The 18,824-nt window shown below is 47.7% G+C and carries 16 protein-coding genes; all 16 read left to right on the top strand.

Annotated elements, in window-relative coordinates; all coding sequences use genetic code 11:
• Positions 1 to 129 precede the first annotated feature (129 nt).
• The 16 genes from EZM41_RS12080 to EZM41_RS12005 all read left to right on the top strand — a co-directional run bounded on the left by EZM41_RS12080 (position 130) and on the right by EZM41_RS12005 (position 18,131).
• The gene (locus tag EZM41_RS12080) at positions 130 to 636 is read left to right on the top strand and encodes a TRAP transporter small permease subunit (RefSeq protein WP_198471317.1); all 507 of its coding nucleotides are present in this window, start codon (positions 130 to 132) and stop codon (positions 634 to 636) included.
• Positions 633 to 1,913, top strand: coding sequence for a TRAP transporter large permease (locus EZM41_RS12075; protein WP_198471315.1), 1,281 nt, complete (start codon positions 633 to 635; stop codon positions 1,911 to 1,913). The genes EZM41_RS12080 and EZM41_RS12075 overlap by 4 nt, the downstream gene beginning before the upstream one ends.
• 24 nt (positions 1,914 to 1,937) lie before the next feature.
• Positions 1,938 to 2,849 (top strand): isocitrate lyase/PEP mutase family protein, encoded by a 912-nt coding sequence (locus EZM41_RS12070; protein WP_198471314.1) that lies wholly within the window; start codon positions 1,938 to 1,940, stop codon positions 2,847 to 2,849.
• Between the two features lie 281 nt (positions 2,850 to 3,130).
• Positions 3,131 to 4,339 carry an HD-GYP domain-containing protein gene (locus tag EZM41_RS12065; RefSeq protein WP_198471313.1) on the top strand — a complete coding sequence of 403 codons (1,209 nt, stop codon included), beginning with the start codon at positions 3,131 to 3,133 and terminating at the stop codon, positions 4,337 to 4,339.
• A 31-nt stretch (positions 4,340 to 4,370) separates the two neighbouring features.
• Positions 4,371 to 5,630, top strand: coding sequence for a hypothetical protein (locus EZM41_RS12060; RefSeq protein WP_232619367.1), 1,260 nt, complete (start codon positions 4,371 to 4,373; stop codon positions 5,628 to 5,630).
• 360 nt (positions 5,631 to 5,990) lie between these two features.
• Positions 5,991 to 6,929 (top strand): U32 family peptidase, encoded by a 939-nt coding sequence (locus tag EZM41_RS12055; protein WP_198471312.1) that lies wholly within the window; start codon positions 5,991 to 5,993, stop codon positions 6,927 to 6,929.
• A gap of 474 nt (positions 6,930 to 7,403) precedes the next feature.
• The gene (locus tag EZM41_RS12050; RefSeq protein WP_198471311.1) at positions 7,404 to 8,699 is read left to right on the top strand and encodes an MFS transporter; all 1,296 of its coding nucleotides are present in this window, start codon (positions 7,404 to 7,406) and stop codon (positions 8,697 to 8,699) included.
• A gap of 209 nt (positions 8,700 to 8,908) precedes the next feature.
• Complete coding sequence (locus EZM41_RS12045; RefSeq protein WP_342449334.1) at positions 8,909 to 9,451, top strand: 2-oxoacid:acceptor oxidoreductase family protein; 543 nt, start codon at positions 8,909 to 8,911, stop codon at positions 9,449 to 9,451.
• Positions 9,451 to 9,708 carry a 4Fe-4S binding protein gene (locus EZM41_RS14835; RefSeq protein WP_198471309.1) on the top strand — a complete coding sequence of 86 codons (258 nt, stop codon included), beginning with the start codon at positions 9,451 to 9,453 and terminating at the stop codon, positions 9,706 to 9,708. Before EZM41_RS12045 ends, EZM41_RS14835 begins: the two co-directional genes overlap by 1 nt.
• Positions 9,705 to 10,910 carry a transketolase C-terminal domain-containing protein gene (locus EZM41_RS12035; RefSeq protein WP_198471308.1) on the top strand — a complete coding sequence of 402 codons (1,206 nt, stop codon included), beginning with the start codon at positions 9,705 to 9,707 and terminating at the stop codon, positions 10,908 to 10,910. The genes EZM41_RS14835 and EZM41_RS12035 overlap by 4 nt, the downstream gene beginning before the upstream one ends.
• A complete protein-coding gene (locus tag EZM41_RS12030; protein ID WP_198471307.1) occupies positions 10,907 to 11,815 on the top strand; it encodes a thiamine pyrophosphate-dependent enzyme in 909 nt (302 codons plus the stop codon). Before EZM41_RS12035 ends, EZM41_RS12030 begins: the two co-directional genes overlap by 4 nt.
• Positions 11,816 to 11,859: 44 nt before the next feature.
• The gene (locus tag EZM41_RS12025) at positions 11,860 to 12,708 is read left to right on the top strand and encodes a 3-hydroxyacyl-CoA dehydrogenase family protein (protein WP_232619366.1); all 849 of its coding nucleotides are present in this window, start codon (positions 11,860 to 11,862) and stop codon (positions 12,706 to 12,708) included.
• A gap of 269 nt (positions 12,709 to 12,977) precedes the next feature.
• Complete coding sequence (locus EZM41_RS12020) at positions 12,978 to 13,772, top strand: enoyl-CoA hydratase/isomerase family protein (RefSeq protein ID WP_198471306.1); 795 nt, start codon at positions 12,978 to 12,980, stop codon at positions 13,770 to 13,772.
• Positions 13,773 to 13,827: 55 nt separating this feature from the next.
• Positions 13,828 to 15,036, top strand: a complete 1,209-nt coding sequence (locus EZM41_RS12015; RefSeq protein WP_198471305.1) for a DUF362 domain-containing protein — start codon at positions 13,828 to 13,830, stop codon at positions 15,034 to 15,036.
• 24 nt (positions 15,037 to 15,060) lie between these two features.
• The gene (locus tag EZM41_RS12010; protein ID WP_198471304.1) at positions 15,061 to 16,236 is read left to right on the top strand and encodes a thiolase family protein; all 1,176 of its coding nucleotides are present in this window, start codon (positions 15,061 to 15,063) and stop codon (positions 16,234 to 16,236) included.
• 374 nt (positions 16,237 to 16,610) lie between these two features.
• Entirely contained in the window at positions 16,611 to 18,131 is a 1,521-nt protein-coding gene (locus EZM41_RS12005; protein ID WP_198471303.1) for a 4-hydroxyphenylacetate 3-hydroxylase N-terminal domain-containing protein, read from the top strand.
• The last annotated feature ends 693 nt before the right edge of the window (positions 18,132 to 18,824 follow it).

Here is an 18,824-nt window from a genome sequence, read left to right as displayed (position 1 = left end):
AGCAGCGAATCACTGCTTCGGGCCGCTCGGTCGACTCGCAAAACCTTTCAGGCAGACGTTGAAAGGAGGCGCGGCGTTTGCCCACTTTTAAATGATGCCTTTGTCAACACAGAAGGAGCGAATGACGAGATGAAAATGCGCGCAAGAAGGTTCATCGTCAGGCTCAATAATGCCATGGGTTATGCCAGCGGTATCGGCATGTTGGTCTTGGGATTGATCCTTTTTTATGAAGTTATAATGCGGTATATTTTTAACGCACCTACATCGTGGGTCCAAGAGGTTTCCATATATCTCTTTATGTGGACGATGTTTGCCGGCGCCGCCTATACGCTCGAACAGGGCAAGCACGTCCATATAGATCTCCTGATATCCCACCTCTCCCCCGCCGCCAGAAGGAAACTCGAGATACTCACGGGAGCGTTGGGTCTGATCTTTTCCATCGTCGTTACGTATCAGGGGTATGAAATGGTAATGGCAGCGTTTAAATACCACAAACTCTCGGCCACACCGCTTCGTTTTCCCATGTGGATACCCCAGACGTCGCTCCCTGTGGGGTTTCTCCTGCTTTCAGTGCAGTTTGCCGCAGGATTGATAGATAGACTTGAAAACACAAAACGCGGGGTGGATGTGCCATGATGACGTTTCTCTTCGTAGTAATGCTGCTCCTCGCTCTGCTCTTCATAGGCCTGCCAGTGGCTTTTTCCTTGGGGACGGCATCACTTGCTCTCATCGTCGCCTTCGATCTTCCGCTTAAGATCGTGGGACAGAGCATATTCTCTTCGTTAGACAGTTTCGTCCTATTGGCTGTGCCTCTATTCGTCCTGATGAGCCAAGTCTTGCTCGACGGCAGAGTCGGAGATGACCTCTTTGATGTAATGAACGCCTGGGTAAGACATTTTCCAGGAGGGCTTGCTATAGCGACGATCTTGAGTTGCGCCTTTTTCGCCGCGATCACAGGTTCAAGCGCCACTACTGCGGCTACGATAGGCATGGTAGCTTTCCCCGCGCTAACCGAACGAGGATATGAGAGGCGTTTCGTTTTGGGTCTTTTGGCCGCGGGAGGGACACTCGGCATCCTGATCCCACCCAGCATACCTATGATCCTATACGGTGCCGTAACTGAAGAGTCGGTGGGTAAGCTCTTCATGGCCGGCATCATTCCGGGACTCGTGCTCACCGCCATATTCGTAATCTACGCCATCATTCGAAGCCGAGGAGGAGGTTACCGCGCTTACGAGCCGGCCTCATGGGAAGAGCGCTTTCGAGTCACAAGAAAGAACCTGTGGGGGATAGCTCTCCCTATCATCATAATGGGAGGCATTTACACCGGGGTGTTCACCCCGACAGAGGCCGCAGCTGTCGGCCTGATATACAGTCTATTCATCACACTCGTCGTCTATAGAACTCTTTCGCTCAAAGACTTGCCCGGGGTATGCTTGCGCTCTGTCGGAACCTCGTGCATGATCGCTATGATCATCGCCGGCGCTCTCCTATTCGGCAGAGTAATGACGCTGCTCGAGATTCCTCAACAGCTCACCCAGATGGTCATAGACGCCGGACTTTCACCCCTTGGCTTTGTCATAGCCATGAACATCCTCATGTTGGGGTTGGGGTGCATTTTGGAGACCGTATCGATCGTGCTCCTTACGATGCCTCTGGTAGCCCCGATCTTGGGAGCGCTCCAGATAGATCCCATATGGTACGCCGTCGTACTGGTCATAAACTTGGAGATGGCGCTGATAACACCTCCCGTGGGAGTGAACCTCTACATAATCCATGGGATCAGAGATGATATAACAATGGGAGAAATAGTAAAGGGTGTCTTTCCGTTCATGATCCTCATGGTGGCCATGTTGATCCTGGCCATCGCTTATCCGCCTATGAGCACATGGCTTCCGTCGATCATGCATTGAGCATACATTTATGGAGGTAATATAATGTCAGGGGAAAGAAAGAGCACGCTTTTGAGGGAACGCTTGAAAAAACCCGGTGCGCTGGTGGGAGTTGGCGTCTACGACGCCCTGAGCGCGCGCATCGCCGAGCTGTGCGGCTTTGAGGTGGTCCACCATTCAGGCTTCGGCACAGCCGCGACGCTTTTGGGAGCCCCAGATATAGGCCTTTTGGACTTCACCGAAATGTGCCATCGCGTAAAGAGCATAGCCAGGGCGGTCTCCATCCCGGTTTTAGGAGACGCCGATACGGGATACGGAAACCCCTTGAACGTCTACCGCACCGTGCAGGAGTATATATGGGCAGGGTCTGCCGGACTGTTCATCGAAGACCAGAGATGGCCTAAAAGGTGCGGCCACATGGAGGGGAAGGAGGTCATCGGTTGGGATGAGATGAAGGGGAAACTCGAGGCCGCAATCGACGCCAAGCGCGAGCTCGACCCCGACTTCGTCATCATATACCGAACGGATGCCGTGGCCGTAACAGGCATAGAAGAAGCCATCGCCCGCGGCAACGCAGCCGCAGCCCTGGGCGTGGATATGGTTTTCGTAGAAGCATTGGAATCGAAAGAACAGATGGAACGGGTGGTGAGCGAAATCGACGCGCCGCTGATGTTAAACCTCATAGAGGGAGGGAAGACCCCGCTCTTTTCTGTGGAAGAGGCAGAAAGTATGGGCTTCAAATACATCGTCTTCGCCCTGACGCCGCTTTTTTCGGCCACAAAGGGCATGATCGAAGCCCTGTCGCACCTCAAAAAGACCGGAAGCTCCAAAGGGCTGGAAGAGAAACTCGTATCGTTTGACGAGTTCACCGATATCGTGAACCTAAAGGGCCTGCTCGCCATGGAGAGGAAGTATGCCTCTACCGCCACAGACACAGCGCAAAACAGCGCAAAATAGGCAAAACACCCTTGCTCTGCCTGCTCTGTGGGTAAGCGCATTGCCCACCTTGAAGAAGCTCGCCTGACCTTCATCTGTCACGAGCAACATTACACAGCTGAAAGCTCAGGCGGCGCAGCCTGTTTGTCTCATCTATGCCTCGGTTTGTGCCTGCTCTATAAAGGCCATTTCAATGCGCTTGTCTTCGATTTGCAAGCGTCGCTCACGACCAAAGCACAAGGCGCGATATTTTGGTATAATTAAAATACAATTTATCATTTTAAGGAATTTAAGGAGCGGCCATGGAGCAGCCGTTGTCGGCGCAAGAAATACCAGTAGAGGATATAGCGACGCGCGACTTCGTTCTGGCGGAGGATATAGTCTCTGCCAAGAAAGTTCTCTTGCTCCCAAAAGGGGTAGATTTGTCCTGGTTTGGGAGCGCCAAAAAGAGGCTCGTCCAGAGGCTTAAATCTGAAGGGGTTACGCACATAAGGGTTTTCGTCGAGAAAACCCCTTCGGCTCGGGACTTAGAAGAGCTAATCCAAAGGATTAGAGGGCCGGTCAAGCAAATAGACCGCGCCTTAGCCTGCCAGGCCGTGAGGCAGCTCGGTGACGTCTACCGAAGGATAGCAAGTGATGGGATGACCGAAGGCCTCTTCGAGCCGCTTCTCTCTACGGGTCATATCCTCGCACAGGAGATCCTCAGCTCTAAGGCGATTACGTTGTCGCTCTATAAGATGCGGCAATGGGATGAATATACATTCGTGCACTCGCTCAACGTGGCATTGCTCTCCGGCTTTCTGGCCTCCAGGCTGCGCCCAGGCGACAATGTTCTTGTAAATAAGATAACGACGGGGATCCTCCTTCACGACCTTGGCAAGGCTAAGGTCCCTTTGCACATATTGAATAAACCCGCCAGATTGACTGACGCCGAATTTGCCATAATAAAGACCCATCCCGTAAAAGGTTTCGAGTTGGCGCTGCAGCAGGGGATAAGAGACGAAGAAGTGTTGACCGTCGTACGAGGTCATCACGAGCGATGGAACGGAAACGGTTACCCAGATAGGCTAAGAGGCGAAGCGATACCGCTTCCTGCAAGGATAGCCGCCGTAGCAGACGTATTTGACGCGCTCACCACGAACAGGATATACAAGGAAGCCGAATCACCGAAAAATGCGATTTCCATAATAGTAGGAGATGCCGGCAATCACTTCGACCCCGGTGTCGTCAGAGAGCTGCTTTTGTCGCTCGGACTATATCCTCCAGGGGTCACTGTGGAGCTCTCAGACGGCAGTGTGGGCGTGGTGGTTTCAACCTTTCCAGGCGACTTGGTGCGTCCAACAGTCATGCTCTTTGCCGATTTTGAGGGGCAAGAGGGCAGTTTGCGCCTTGTTAACCTGAGAGAGTCAGACCTTTATATCAGACGAAGCATCGGTAGCGTGGATAAGCGAGCGTTAGACCAAGAGGAGCCGGCAGTAAAAGGACTTGCGGGGAGCGCACGCAAAGCGTGAAAAAAATTAATAGAGTAGGGGGTAAGATACCATGTCGAGTGAAATGTGCTGCCTGGGAGAGAAAGGCGTAGCCGAGATCAATACCTATCTATCCAGCAAAAAGAACAGCGTCGTCCAAAGCCTCGTCAACGTGATCAAAAAATATGACACACCTCAGGAGATAAACGAGAGGGCAAAAGAGGCACGGAAGGTAGAAAACCTCATAGCTCGCCTTAAACGTGTAGAGCCTTCCTACGTAAAAGACCTCGAGTGGCTTGAGGAGCAAAAAGAACGCAAAGCCTTCGTATCGATCTCGGACTTTCGAAAGAAAGTCTCAGGCGAAGGAGCAGGCGCCGAGCTTCCGGACGAAAGCAGTGCCGTTACGCTTGAAATCAGCGCCCTGCAATACTTCCCATGGTTTATAGCTGAGGCCAAGAGGGCAATAGAGAAGGGCGAACTCATGCCCGGGCGATATATACGGGTACGCAACATGAGGGAACAGGTCAAAGACGGCGACCTCTTAGCGGTGCACGCGGCCACGGAGATGGCGGGGGCGAGCTGTGTCGAGACCCTCGACACCAAGGGGACGGACGGGTCTAACATTCACCTGATGGGGCCAGAGACGATAACCGGCTATTTCGGAGGCATCGGACAGCCGAACGAGCACGCCCTGGCATGGGTAGATGAGTTCCTATATTACTACACGAACTACGGGGTGCAAGAGGTGCTCAACGTTAACGAAGGCACCATCCTCCTTGCGCTTTTGCTCTACAAGCTCGGCGTGAATATAAAGTTCAAGATCTCCGTATTTAAGGGCATCGACAACCCCTACTCCTTCCTGTGGACCCTCACCGCGGCTCGCCTCTTGGCGAGGGAAGACGGCACGACTGCGCTTTCTGGCATAAACCTCTCAAACTCCGTCAACGCCGCCACGATAAAGACCGCGGCGCAGATCAGGCGCGACCTCGGATTTGAAGACCAGGTGCGCATAGAACACCACATAACCGAAACAGCCAAAAGCATCGTGCGCCAACCATACTGCCGCAGGGACGAATTGGTAGAAGTAGCCGTGACGGTGCCCAACATATCGGCCAAACACGAGGGAGGCGACTTCGAGGACGAATCTTCTCTGGATCACCCCTCCGATATACTCGATTACTTCCGCGCCAAAGAGGAGGTCATAGCCTCCGGTCATTGGGAAAGCCTCGAGAAGAATTATATGCTCAAGCACATAGCCTTAAACCGCACCGCTGAAAGCCTGACCAAGCACGGGATAGCTTTCGTAGCAGCCAGGGGATTACATGGCCGTTAGGAGGATGGGAAATTTGCATACTTCATACCATGAAGAGGCTTTGAAGTAGACTGAAAAACCCTAGAGCATCTTCTTTGATCCTTTTAGAGGATGCTCTAGGGTTTGCAGGATTGAATATCATGATCCTTTAGATCTGTGTTATAATATAGGAGCATAAATGCCTTTACGCAGGAAACATTTTGTTATTGCCAAAAGTGCACTATTAACAATAAGAAATATTGAGAACTATTGCAGATAAAATAGTATTTTTAAAGGGTCTAAAAATTTTTGGACAAAAGCATTTAAGTAACTACAATAAAAGCTCAAAGATTTATTTTTCCTAGGGTATTATTTAACTATAACTTTAAAGGAGGCATTGAAATGAAACTGTCAAAAGCATCTGAGCTTATGGAAAAGGTTGGGATTCCAGGAAGAGATTTGTACGACCTACCTAAAAGCGGCAAAACTTTTCCGGATGGTTGTCATTATAGGATTGAAATGTCAGGAGTCGAAGGCCCTAAGGTATTGAAGGCTCTCATCGATGAGCGACACAAAAGAAATGTTCCTGTTCATCGCCTGATTTCTTTTTGCCAGGGTGGTACTCTATTTGATAAGGCGGAGCTAAGAGACTTTGCTCAGATGGCAGCTGAAGAAAAAATGGAAGTAATAGCTGTCCCAGGGCCACGAAACGCATGGGACATGGGTCGCCAATTTATAACACCAGATGGCCAAAGGTGTGGAGGTCTTAATCATCGAGGATCCGATGAAGTAAGAAAAGTCCTTACTGATATACTTTCTATGTATGAACTTGGCATTCGTGGGTTTATGTTGGTTGATTGGGGAGTGCTGGCTATGGTCAAAAAACTCCAAGAAATCAACGAGTTTCCAAAAGATGTGGCGATTAAATTTTCGGTGTGGGCTGGCGTAAGCTCTGCCTGCGGTGCCCGTTTAGCTCAAGAGATTGGAGCAAGTTCCTTTAATCCTATTTCTGATCTTTCCTTACCTCAATTGGCTTCGATCCGCAAAGTTACCGATATACCAATTGATTTTTATATCTGGACATTCGATTCTTATGGTGGAGCCAATCGTATTTACGATGCGCCAGAAGTTATTAAAATATATTCCCCTTGCTATTTAAAATTTGAACCTGCTCCCACTGCTAATTACTATTCTCCTTTTGTTGCTGATGAAAACCACATGGATCTTATGCGCAAGAAGGTCAAATGGGCTGAGTGGGTTATTAATCATGTTAAAGAGAATGAGCCTGATATAAAGGTTTCACCGCAAGGGGCATCAGACCTCTTTGTTCCCAAAGTATGATTGATAAATTGATTTAGGTTAATTCGACATTGTTGGAATGCGCTTTAAAGCGAAGTTTGATGGCGGTCCTTTGTCCTTGTACCATAATCAAGGGAAGTTGAGATCTAAATAGGCCTGCTCCTTGAGGGGCTTATGATCGACAAAGGTACGTCTTAAAGTAAAGTTGGTGACTTGGATGGCGGCGGTTATCTCTTTACACTACAGAACTTCATAAACCGCCGCAACATTTTTCCAAGTTAAGATAGCAGGACTTTTGTCTTATAAGATATCAAGGTACTAAGTTGATAAGTCTTAAGGCTACATCTATCACAGACAATGATATACTTTTTAAACTATGTAGTCCTTTGTTTAGGATTATTACCTAAAACTTGACAAATTTACTTTCGTTGGAAAGTTTGAGGCAGCATGATACAAAATATGTTGCGTACGATTAACTTTGAAGTGTCCTTTTCCGTGTTTTATGGAGGGGTAAATTTGATTAGAGAAACACAAGCACGACGTACTCTATTTGCAATGGTAATTTCTATGTTGTTAGGTTATATGCCATGGTATAATTTTTCAGCTGTTTCGAAATACATTATTGAAGAATTTAACTTAACATCTCAGGATACTGGATTGATTTTGTCATGTTTTCAAGCCGGATATGTGGTCATTGTGGTATTTAGTGGTTGGCTTGGCGATAAGATTGGCTTAAAGAGGATAGTGTTCTGGGCTACGCTAAGCACAGGGATTTTTTCTACGCTTTTCGTATGGGGCGCATGTAGCAAAATAAGTATCATGATATTTCGGTTGTTAACCGGGCTATCAGCTGGTGCCATATATGTCCCGGGTATAGCGCTTTTGTCACGTTGGTTCCCGCCGCAGAGGCGTGGAGGTGTATTGGGTTTGTATACAGCTGCGCTTGTTGCAGCGTATGCTGGAGGATATTTTGTGGCTGCTCCCATTGCGGGAATATATGGTTGGAGAACTGGGATTTTATGGACATCGCTACCAGCATTCATTGGTGCATTAATAGTATCTCTATTTGTTTCTGAAGCTCCGACTCCAGAAGAGTCTGCGTTCACAATTCAAATTAAATCTCAAATGGTATCTTGCAATAATAACACTACAGTGTCAGCAAAGTTACCTAGGAATATAATGGGGCCACTTCTAATATCCCTTGGATATATGGGCCATATGTGGGAACAATATGCTTTCTGGGGATGGATAGGGCCATTTATGACTGCTGTAGCTGTAAGTAGTGGAATGAAACCTGATCGCGCTGCTACTTGGGCTGGAATAGTAGCTGCCTGTATTATCCTCCTGGGTGCTCCGGCGTCATGGATATGGGGAGTAGTTTCAGATAGAATAGGCAGGATTCGGGCTATCGCTTTAGCAGCTTGTTTTAGTTTAGTTGCGGAGTTCGGACTTGGGTACATATATACCTATAAAATAGGATTTGTAATAGTAGTTGCCGCTTGGATCGGATTTTGGGTGGTTGCTGACTCGGCACTTTATAAAGCAGGACTTACAGAGATGGTATCACCAAAAACTTGTGGTTTATGCCTGGGGTTTCAATCAGCTGTAGGATATTTTACGACTATAATTGCGCCTTTAGCTTTTGGGGCTATTCTTCAAGCATATAATGGTCTTGTTTCCCCAGTTTATGCTACATTTTGGGGTCCATCTTTTGCCATCTTAGGTTTAGGTGGACTGTTAGTTCCAATTTCATTATTTTTGCTTAAGCGACAGGCACAGGCCAAACTTATGGCTGGAGGTAGAAATAATTAGTTGATAAGATAGCATTTTTGATACCAAGACAAGATTTGTTCATCTTAAAAGCAAATTAATTTATGCTTGGAAGACAAAAGATAACAGTTAAGATCTGATAGATGGAAAAGTCAGTGATTGGTGACTTATGGTGCAGAGTTTTTAGATAAAGTAGGTAAAAATTGAGATTTCTTTTGAGCTAAAGCAGAAAGAGGTGATTTGTATTGTTTGTGGAAATTAGAATACACGGCAGAGGTGGTCAGGGATCGGTTGCAATGGCTGAAATGATAGCTGCGGCTGCGTTTGCCGCAGGTAAGTTTGCTCAAGCCTTTCCTTATTTAGGAGGAGGCGGAGAGCGCAGAGGCGCCCCCGTTCAAGCTTATGCAAGGATCTCCGATACGCCGATTCGTTTGCGAGAGAAGATCGAAGAACCGGATATAGTTGTTGTTCAGGATCCTTCAATTATGGATGTAGTGGATGTTCTGACCGGATTGAAGAAGGGAGGAATTGTCTTAGTGAATGCAGAAAGTCCTATCGCACTAGACCGCGATGACGTCAAGGTGTTTTTCGTGCCTGCCACAAAGATTGCGATTGAAACTATTGGACGTCCCATTATGAACACGGCACTTATAGGAGCCCTGGCACGCATAACGGGCCTTATTGGGGTTGACGCTATCGAAAAAGTCGTCTCGGAAAGGTTTCCTAAAGAAGTGGCGGAAAGTAATATTCTGGCCGTTCGCAAGGCCTTCGAAGAAGTTGGAGGTGGTAAGTGATGGGCCTGCCGCTTGGGGGAGTGTGTAAGGCTGGTGAATCCAAGAAGCTTGAGACTGGGAAATGGAGGGCCTTTCGTCCTGTCGTGGATAAGGATAAATGTATCAAATGTGGTAGGTGCGTTGATTTCTGCCCTGACTCATGTATGAATATGGGTGCCGATGGCGCTGAAGTCAATCTTTTCTACTGCAAGGGTTGTCTCGTTTGTATGCGCGAATGCCCAGTCCAGGCTATAACTAAGGAGGTTGAGCAAAAATGAAAGGCAAAACAGCTATCCTCGAGGGGTCGAGGGCGGTGGCAGAGGCTGTTTGTGCCTGTCGGCCAGAAGTCATTTCTGTCTATCCCATTACCCCGCAGACGCATATCCTCGAGAACTTGGCGAGGTTTGTAGCATCCGGACGGCTAAAGAGTCAATTCGTCCGGGCCGATTCTGAGTTTTCTGCCGCATCTGTAGTCTATGGAGCAAGCGCGACTGGAGCGCGAGCGTATACTGCATCTGCTTCCCAGGGAATTCTTTTGATGACGGAAGTCATTTATGCGATGGCTTCTACGCGCCTGCCAGTGGTGATGACAGTTGTTAATCGGACTGTTTCTCACCCTATAACAATACAGCCGGATCATCAGGACAGTATGAGTCTTCGAGATACCGGCGCTCTTCAAATTCACGTGGAGAGCCTGCAAGAGGCTTATGATGCCCATGTGCAAGCTTTTCGCATTTCGGAAGATCCTGAGGTCCAGTTGCCGTTGCTTGTGTGTATGGATGGTTGGGTTATCAGCCATTCGTATGAGCCGGTTACAATATTCCCGGAAGAAGCTGTTTCAGAATTTGCGGGAACCTTTAAGCCTGTTCAGAAACTAGATCCCGATAAACCCTTAACTTATGGTTCATACGCCGACCAGGACGTGTTGATGGAATACCGTTATGCACTCATGCGTGCCCAAGATAGGGCTAAGGAAAAGATAAGGAGTGTCGCTGCAGAGTATAGGGAGGTCTTTGGGCATTTCGACGGCGATCTCATCGACACTTATTGCACAGAAGATGCCGAAATGGTACTTATCGCTATGGGATCTCTGGTTTCGACTATACGCGCTGCTATAGACGAGCTTAGAGCCGAAGGACGTAAGGTCGGCCTGGTAAAAGTAAGGACCTTTCGCCCCTTCCCAAAAGAAGAGCTTCTTGAGGCTTGTGGCAAAGTGCCTTTGGTGGCAGTTCTGGACAAAAGCCTCAGCGTTAACATGGGGGGGGTTCTGGCGACTGAAGTCAAAAGCGCTTTTTACGGAAGCCCCAACCAACCCATTATCGTGCCCTTTATGGCTGGCTTGGGAGGTAAGGATGTAAACCGCAGAATCATCAAGGAGATTGTAGACATCGCCTGCAGGAAGGCAGAACAAGGCTATAGAGAAAGGGAGACCGTCTGGATGGGCCTTAATTATGAGTTTTTTGGGACGGAGGTAAAATGAAAAAGATGACCATGTATATGGAGCAAAAGGAAGTGAAGGAACTATTAGCGCCAGGACATAGAGCATGTCCCGGTTGTGGGTGTGCATTGGCGGTAAAGCTCATCCTTCGGGAAACCGGAAGCAATACGATCGTTGTTTCAGCGACAGGATGTCTAGAGACGTTTACAAGCCCCTTTATGGGATCCTCTTGGGAGGTACCTTGGATACATTCTCTTTTCGAAAATTCACCCGCCATTGCGACAGGAGTATTAGCGGCACTTAACGCAAAGGGAAACCCAAAGGGCACGAAGGTAGTTGTGATAAGCGGCGACGGCGGGACGTATGATATCGGCATGGGTTCCCTTTCGGGAATGCTTGAGAGAAAAGATGACATTCTCTACATTTGCTACGACAATGAGGCCTATATGAATACCGGAATTCAGGGGAGCAGCGCAACACCCTTTGGCGCAGACACAACGACAACCCCGGTCGCTGGGGACTCTTTTGGAAAGATGGTTCCGAAGAAAGATCTGGTCGCAATTGCCCTGGCCCACGATGCTCCCTATGTTGCTACGGCGAGTATTTCTGATCCGGTGGAATTGTGCAAGAAGGTTAGGAAAGGAATCGAGACCCCTGGTCCAGCCGTACTTCTTATATTAACTCCCTGTAATCTTGGCTGGGGTTTCGATCCATCGGAGACGGTTGAGTTGGCCAGAAAAGCTGTTGAAACGGGAATCTTCCCCATTGTCGAATTTAAAAAAGGAGAACTCATCTCCGTGAAGAAGATAAAACCTGTGCCGGTTGAAGAATACCTCAAAATGCAGAAAAGATACCAACACCTCTTCAAGGATGATGTTTTTTCGGAGGTCTTACAGGCCATACAGAAGAGCGTTGATGAAAATATCCTAAAATATGGGCTTGCGTGACTTAGCCTAATCCAGCAGAGACTATATTAAGGAGAGCGAGTCGTTTGGATAAAGTCTTAGTTTACGGAGCTGGAACTATGGGGGTTGGAATAGCTCAAGTTTGTGCCGCTGCAGGGAAGACGGTTTTCCTTGTTGGCGGGTTGGAGCGTGCCGAAGAGGGCAAAGAGAAAGTGGCTTCCGAGCTAAATCGTGCTGTTCAGAAAGGAAAATTAACAGCAGAGAGGGCGGATCGTGTTCTCGAAAAGATTATACCTATTACGGATATATCTGAGATCCTTTCAGAGGTGGATCTAATAATAGAAGTAATAATCGAAGATATGGCGATCAAAAAAGAGGTCTTCCGTAAAATAGAAGAGCTGAAACCTAAGCCAGAAACCATTTTTGCAACTAATACCTCTGCTCTAAGCATTACGGAATTAGCAAAGGTTACTAGTTTTCCAGAACGGTTTCTTGGCATCCATTTCTTTAACCCTGCACCAGTAATGAAGCTTGTTGAGATAGTCAAGGGACTTTTTACGAGTGACAAGACGGTAATAAAAGCCCAGGCCTTTGTAGAGTCTCTTGAGAAGACGCCAATTGTAGTCAAAGAGTCTCCAGGGTTTGTCGTCAATCGTATATTGGTTCCAATGATCAACGAAGCTGCATATGCTCTAATGGAAGGCGTTGCATCCGCCGAGGACATCGACAAAGGGATGACATTAGGTGCCAATCACCCTATTGGGCCTCTTGCCCTGGCAGACTTGATCGGTATTGACGTTTGCTTAGCAGTCATGGAAACACTGTATCGGGAATTTGGGGATTCTAAGTATCGTCCCTGTCCGTTGCTGCGCAAAAATGTCAGGGCTGGTTTCTTGGGGCGCAAGACAAAGCGAGGATTTTTCATCTATGAATAGATTGGGCGAGTCTTGAAGGTATGGCGATCCTATAAAAAATTGCGATGAATATGTAGAGTCTTTGAAGGTCCAAACCCATTGTCTATCACCTTAGAAAGAAGGTTGATAATGTTATCGATTATTCTGCAGCTATGACTCATGAACTGGCTTGCAGGCCGGAGCACAAAGACACACTTGTGATATGACTTCCTCAACGGGCGTGAAGCCTAAAAAGGGGAGTATGAGCCTGGGGTTAGAATTAAGGGAGGAGTCAATTGGAGGCGGAAAACATGACCGTATCTGATGAAAGTAAAGCAGTAATTGTAGAAGATATTGGCGACGGGGTGTGGGTGTTTTCCATCAATCGTCCCAGAACTTTGAATGCGTTGAACTCAGAGATTGTGCAACAATTGAAAGAAGCATTTGACGCAGCTTCTAAGAGTGCATCAGCAAGGGTAATTCTGCTGACGGGCAAGGGGAAAGCCTTCGCGGCTGGGGCAGATATTTCTGCTTTGGTGAATTTCACACCCGAGGAAGCGATGGCCTTCTCTCGGAGCGGCTATGAGCTTTTCAACATGATAGAAGGCGCGTCGCAACCTATCATAGCTGTGTTAAATGGTTATGCCCTTGGCGGGGGACTGGAACTGGCGCTCTCTTGCGATTTCAGATTTGCTGCCGAAAATGTTCAGGTGGCACTCCCAGAGATCCTCCTTGGGATTATTCCAGGTTTTGGAGGCACTCAAAGGCTTCCGTCTATTGTTGGTCATGCGAGGGCAAAAGATATGATACTTACTGGTCGTAAATTAGATGCAGCAGAGGCCCTAAACTGGGGGCTCATTCATCGTGTATTCCCAGCGGACCGGCTTTTGGAGGAATCTGTTTCCTTCGCGAGAGATCTGGCCGCACAAAGCAGAAACGCCCTTGGCTGTGCCAAGCAGGTTTTGAACAGCAGCAGAAGCTTGCCTCCTCAGGAAGGGTTGGAGATAGAAAACCAGGCCCTTGGCAGATGTTTTAGACATGATGACAGCCGTGAGGGCATGCGGGCTTTTTTGGAAAAGCGAAAGCCCAATTTTAAAAAACAGTGAAATACGGGACAGCAAAAACCATGTTAAGAATGTGCACGTACAGGCGGGGTAGACTATGAGCGTAGTGTCCCTTGTAAGGGTGACGCATGATGACGAAAGAGGAATAGCTGAGGCTGTTCGTCGTTCGATAGAATTAACTGGTGGACTGGAAGATATCGTTAAACCCGGAGACCTAGTTCTCATTAAACCAAACCTTGTCGCAGTTCCGGCAGGCCGGCTGACGGGGGCAATCACTCGGTGGGAGGTTTGTAAGGCTGTCGCAGACCTTGTGAAGGAGAGAGGAGCGAGGCCGGTTATTGCCGAAAGTTCAGCGGTCGGAGTCGATACAGAAAAAGTTGTTGAAGCTGGTGAATACGATAGACTGCGCGAGATGGGTTACAAGGTCGTCGACCTGAAAAAGAGCCCGGGGGCAAAGATCAAGGTACCTGACGGTCGCGTAGTCTTTTCAGAGTTGGGCTCGTTTGAGCTGGTACGAAAGGCGAATGCCATTATCAGCGTTCCTGTTTTGAAGACTCACGACCAGACAGAAGTAACCCTGAGCATGAAGAATTTGAAAGGTCTCCTTGACGAGTCGACAAAAAGGGCTTTTCACCAAAAGGGGCTTTTAGAAGGGGTCGTCGATCTTGTTATGACATTAAGGCCCAAGTTGATGACTGTAGTGGATGCTACTATTGGCCAAGAGGGATTGGGACCGATATTTGGGGTTCCCGTGTCCATGGGTTTGGTCCTGGCCTCGAAGGACTTGGTAGCAGCCGATGCCGTGGGAAGCCGGATCATGGGCTATGATCCGAAAGAGGTGATGATAACTGTCAGGGCCGCAGCCAGAGGCATTGGAGAAATGGACCTTGATAAGATTCAAGTGGTTGGCGGTGCGACAATTGAGGAGGTTGAAAAGCGGTTCAAACGAGCAAGCGAAACTGAACTGGAAGGAGTACCTCCTTTCAAACTTCTGATGACTGAAGGAGCCTGTACGGGGTGTAGGAACACGGTTATAAGCTCAATTATGGACCTCAAAAGCCAGGGCCTTGAAGGCAGCCTGGAGGGCAAGTACATAATTGCTGGCCCCCTTGACGAAAAATCGCTCCCCGAGGGGGCAAAAAGAGAAAATACGGTCCTTGTCGGCATTTGTGCGCGCTATTTACAAGGGCGGGGGACCTATGCACAAGGATGCCCACCGAATAACATATTTGTCGTTCGAGCTATTGTTGGAGAAGATCAAAATATCGAACGGCGTTACGCCACCGAGAAAGGCGCTGACGCCTGAACTTCGAAAGGAGGACGAAGGAAAATGCGCGAAGTCGTTGTCATAGATGCTGTTAGAACACCTATCGGTCGCTTTATGGGAGGTTTATCCTCACTGAGCGCTTCAGATATGGGTGCCAAGGTCATCGCAGCCCTGTTTAAAAGAACTGGTCTTTCTCCCTCTGAAGTAGATCACGTTATTATGGGATGCACCTTGCAACTTGGGGAAAATGCTTATCTCAGCCGGCTGGCCGCCATAAAGGCGGGTGTCCCAAATGAAACACCTGCAGTGACGGTGAATCGTCTTTGTGGCTCAGGATTGGAAGCCATTAACGAGGCAACTCGACTGATTCAGCTTAACTTGGCCGACATATGCGTGGCTGGTGGTTCAGAAAGTATGAGTAATGGACAATATTTTTCGGATCACATGCGGTCTGGAGCTCGCTTAGGACACGTTACAATGACAGATAGTGTAGTTGCTGTGTTAACGGATCCCATGCTGGGTATTCATATGGGGTTGACCGCAGAAAATCTCGCTGAAAAATATGGAATTAGCAGAGAAGAGCAGGATGCTTTCGCTCTCAAAAGTCATCAGAAAGCTGTAAGGGCGCGTCAGGAGAAACGGTTTGAATCGCAAATTATACCCGTTGGGATTGCTTCGAGGAAAGAGACAGTAGTGGTCGAAGCTGACGAAGGTCCCCGTGAAGATACCTCGCTGGATTCTCTGGCAAGATTGAGCCCGGCCTTTAAGCCTAGCGGCACCGTTACTGCTGGTAATGCATCGAGCCTTAACGACGCTGCCTCCGCAGTTCTGGTCATGGAAAAGGAAAAGGCTGTCGCTCTCGGGCTGACTCCGGGGTGTCGGATTCTTTCACAAGCCGTGGTTGCGGTTGATCCGAAATACATGGGAATTGGACCAGTATATGCCGTTCCGAAAGCGTTAGAAATGGCAGGAGTGACTCTTCAAGATATGGACGTCATCGAGCTAAATGAGGCCTTTGCGGCGCAATCGCTAGCCGTCCTGAAAGAGCTCGGGCTGCAACCTGAGAATGTAAACCCGAACGGTGGAGCCATTGCCCTGGGTCATCCCATTGGTGCAACAGGTGCAATTCTGTTAACAAAAGCGGTACATGAATTAGAAAGAAGTGGGGGAGAGTTTGGCCTGATAACCCTTTGTATCGGAGGAGGGCAAGGCATAGCCACGGTCATCCGACGGATCTGAAGGGAGATGGCCCCATATTTCATAGGTACTGAACCGGCAACTCTCTGTCTGTGGGTAACATAATTTATTGCTCTGTGTTTAGGTCTTAGGTGCAAAAGAAAAATGCTTCCTGATATGAAAGATATCAAATTCATACATCAGGAATTGTAGTGATTAAAAGAGGATCTCAAAAGGCTCATTACAACGATTCTACCAGAAAAGAGAAAAAGAGCTGCTTAAGGAGTGTTCAAGTTAGAATTGAAGGATATTTATATGCTGAGTAGTTGGACACTTTAAGACATAGAGAGTAATCTTCTAAAAAAAATGTTTTGGTAGTAAAGGTTCACGATGTTTATATTATGTATTGCTATGCGAAGGATGGGAGGAAAGAAATAATGCTACGAACGAAAGAGGAATATCACGAACGTCTCTTTTCAATGAGGAACAATATTTATGTCGGCGGGCAGCGAGTTGGCAGAGATGACTCTCGTCTACGTCCTGGGATAAATGTGTTGGATGTAACCTTTGATCTTGCACAGGATCCGAGATGGAAAGGGCTTGCCACGGCTATTTCATCGGTCACAGGGGAAGAAATTAATCGATGGAATCACCTGCCTCAGAATCCTTACGATCTCCTACAAAAGCAAAAAGCGATCCGTTTAGCTGCACGAAGAGTCGGAGGTTGCATCCAACGCTGTATGGGGCACGATGCTATCAACGCATTGGCTATATACACTAAGGAAATTGATGAGGCTGAGGGAACAGATTATCATGCGCGATTTATTTCTTACCTGCGAGGGTACCAATTAGAAGATCTGGATGGAACTTGCTGTCAAACCGATGCCAAGGGGGATCGCCTGAAGCGTCCCTCTCAGCAAGAAAATCCCGATTCCTATGTTCATGTAGTGGAGAAGAAAAAAGACGGTGTCGTGGTGCGAGGTATAAAAATGTCCATTACTCAGGCAGCATATGCCGATGTCTTTTTTGTAATACCAACACGGGCGCTAAAAGAAGAGGATGCTGATTATGCCATTGCGTTTGCCGTGCCTGCCGATGAGGATGGGATCAAAGTGGTTACACGTCCCGTTTGGTTGAGAGATAAAGACGAGCCACATGTAGCCCCCTTTTGTACCTATGGCGTCTCGGATTCGGTTATTATTTTTGACGATGTTTTTATTCCCTGGGAACGGGTTTTTATGTGCGGGGAATGGCAATACGGTAGAAGGCTTGCTCTTCTCTTTGCTAATTCCCACCGTCATAGTTACTGCGGTTGCAAGCCAGCTCTTTCTGACGTTCTGTGTGGTGCCACGCTGCTGGCAGCTGAAGCTAACAATGTTGATAAGGTGTTTCATGTCAGAGAGAAACTATCTAAATATGTTGGAACCGCAGAACTCGCCTATGCGGCGGGAGTTGCTGCTGCTGTTTATGGTAAAAAGACTTCGAGTGGGGTTTTTTTCCCCAACGAAATCTATGCCAATGTAGGACGTCGGTTGACGGGGGAGTCAATTTATCATGAATACAATATCCTTACAGAGGTTGCTGGTGGTATCTCGGTGACACTTCCTTTTGCTGAAGATTTTGGTGCTCCTGAGACTAGGGAGGAATTAACACGGTTCATTGTGAGGAATCCGTACATCAACGCCGAGGAAGCCCTAAAAATATGGAAATTTGTAGAAAACGTAGGAGCTTCACCTATGACAGCATGGTATCTGATTGCTGGTGTCCACGGCGGTGGATCGCCAGTCATGGAGACTATCGCTCTCAATAGTGAATATGATTACGATGAACGGAAAAGGTTAGCCCGGTATTTGGCTGGAATCGATGCTGAATTTGACGATTCGAAACTGCGTACTTTAGAGCCCTCTTTTGGTGATGGATTAGTTGAAGAACGAAAGATTAATAATAAGAATAATTAGCAAAACATAACTTTGCCATAAGACTTAGGGAATTACTGTAGGAGCAATAAGTATCTGGTGTCTAATAGGAAATTTATTTATGTGATTTAGAGATCATCCTCTATTGCTGTAGAGACGCGCTAAATAATATGCTCTACTTTAGACTGAATTGCTTAAGCAGGAACAGTTAACTACCACAAAGAGAGCCCAAACGTCATCTTCGAGTACATTGAGGCAAGTTGCATAAGAATAAACTACACTTACTATGCTATCGCTTAAGCCTACTAGATGAACTTGAAATGGAAGTGTTTGACGAAAAATAAAGGACAAAAGCAACCTAAGACTAAGCATGAAAGCTGAGGCAACTCCGAGACATTTATCCGAATGTCTCTACGCCTGAAAGGGTACCCCAACTTCCGCACCTTAGGCCGGATTTTTGGCCAATTTTGCCCCTTTAGTGGCAGGAAAGCCTTGCAAAGTCTGAGGGCCATATCGGCTTGACTCATAATAGTGACTAATGGTGTAGAATATATGTGTTGACTTATACTTATACAGGTTTGTATGTTATGGTAGTGGCATGTATATCAGGAAGACCGTACACAAGGGCAAAAACGGCAAAGAATACGTCAACTACCTCTTGGTTGAGTCTGTGGCCACACCAAAGGGACCCAGGCAAAAGACCATCTGTTCCTTGGGCAGCTTAGAGCCAGGCCC

This window comes from Acetomicrobium sp. S15 = DSM 107314, assembly GCF_016125955.1.
Lineage (GTDB): Bacteria > Synergistota > Synergistia > Synergistales > Thermosynergistaceae > Thermosynergistes > Thermosynergistes pyruvativorans.
Note: the sequence above shows the minus strand (reverse complement) of the source record. Positions and strands in the feature narration are given on the sequence as shown.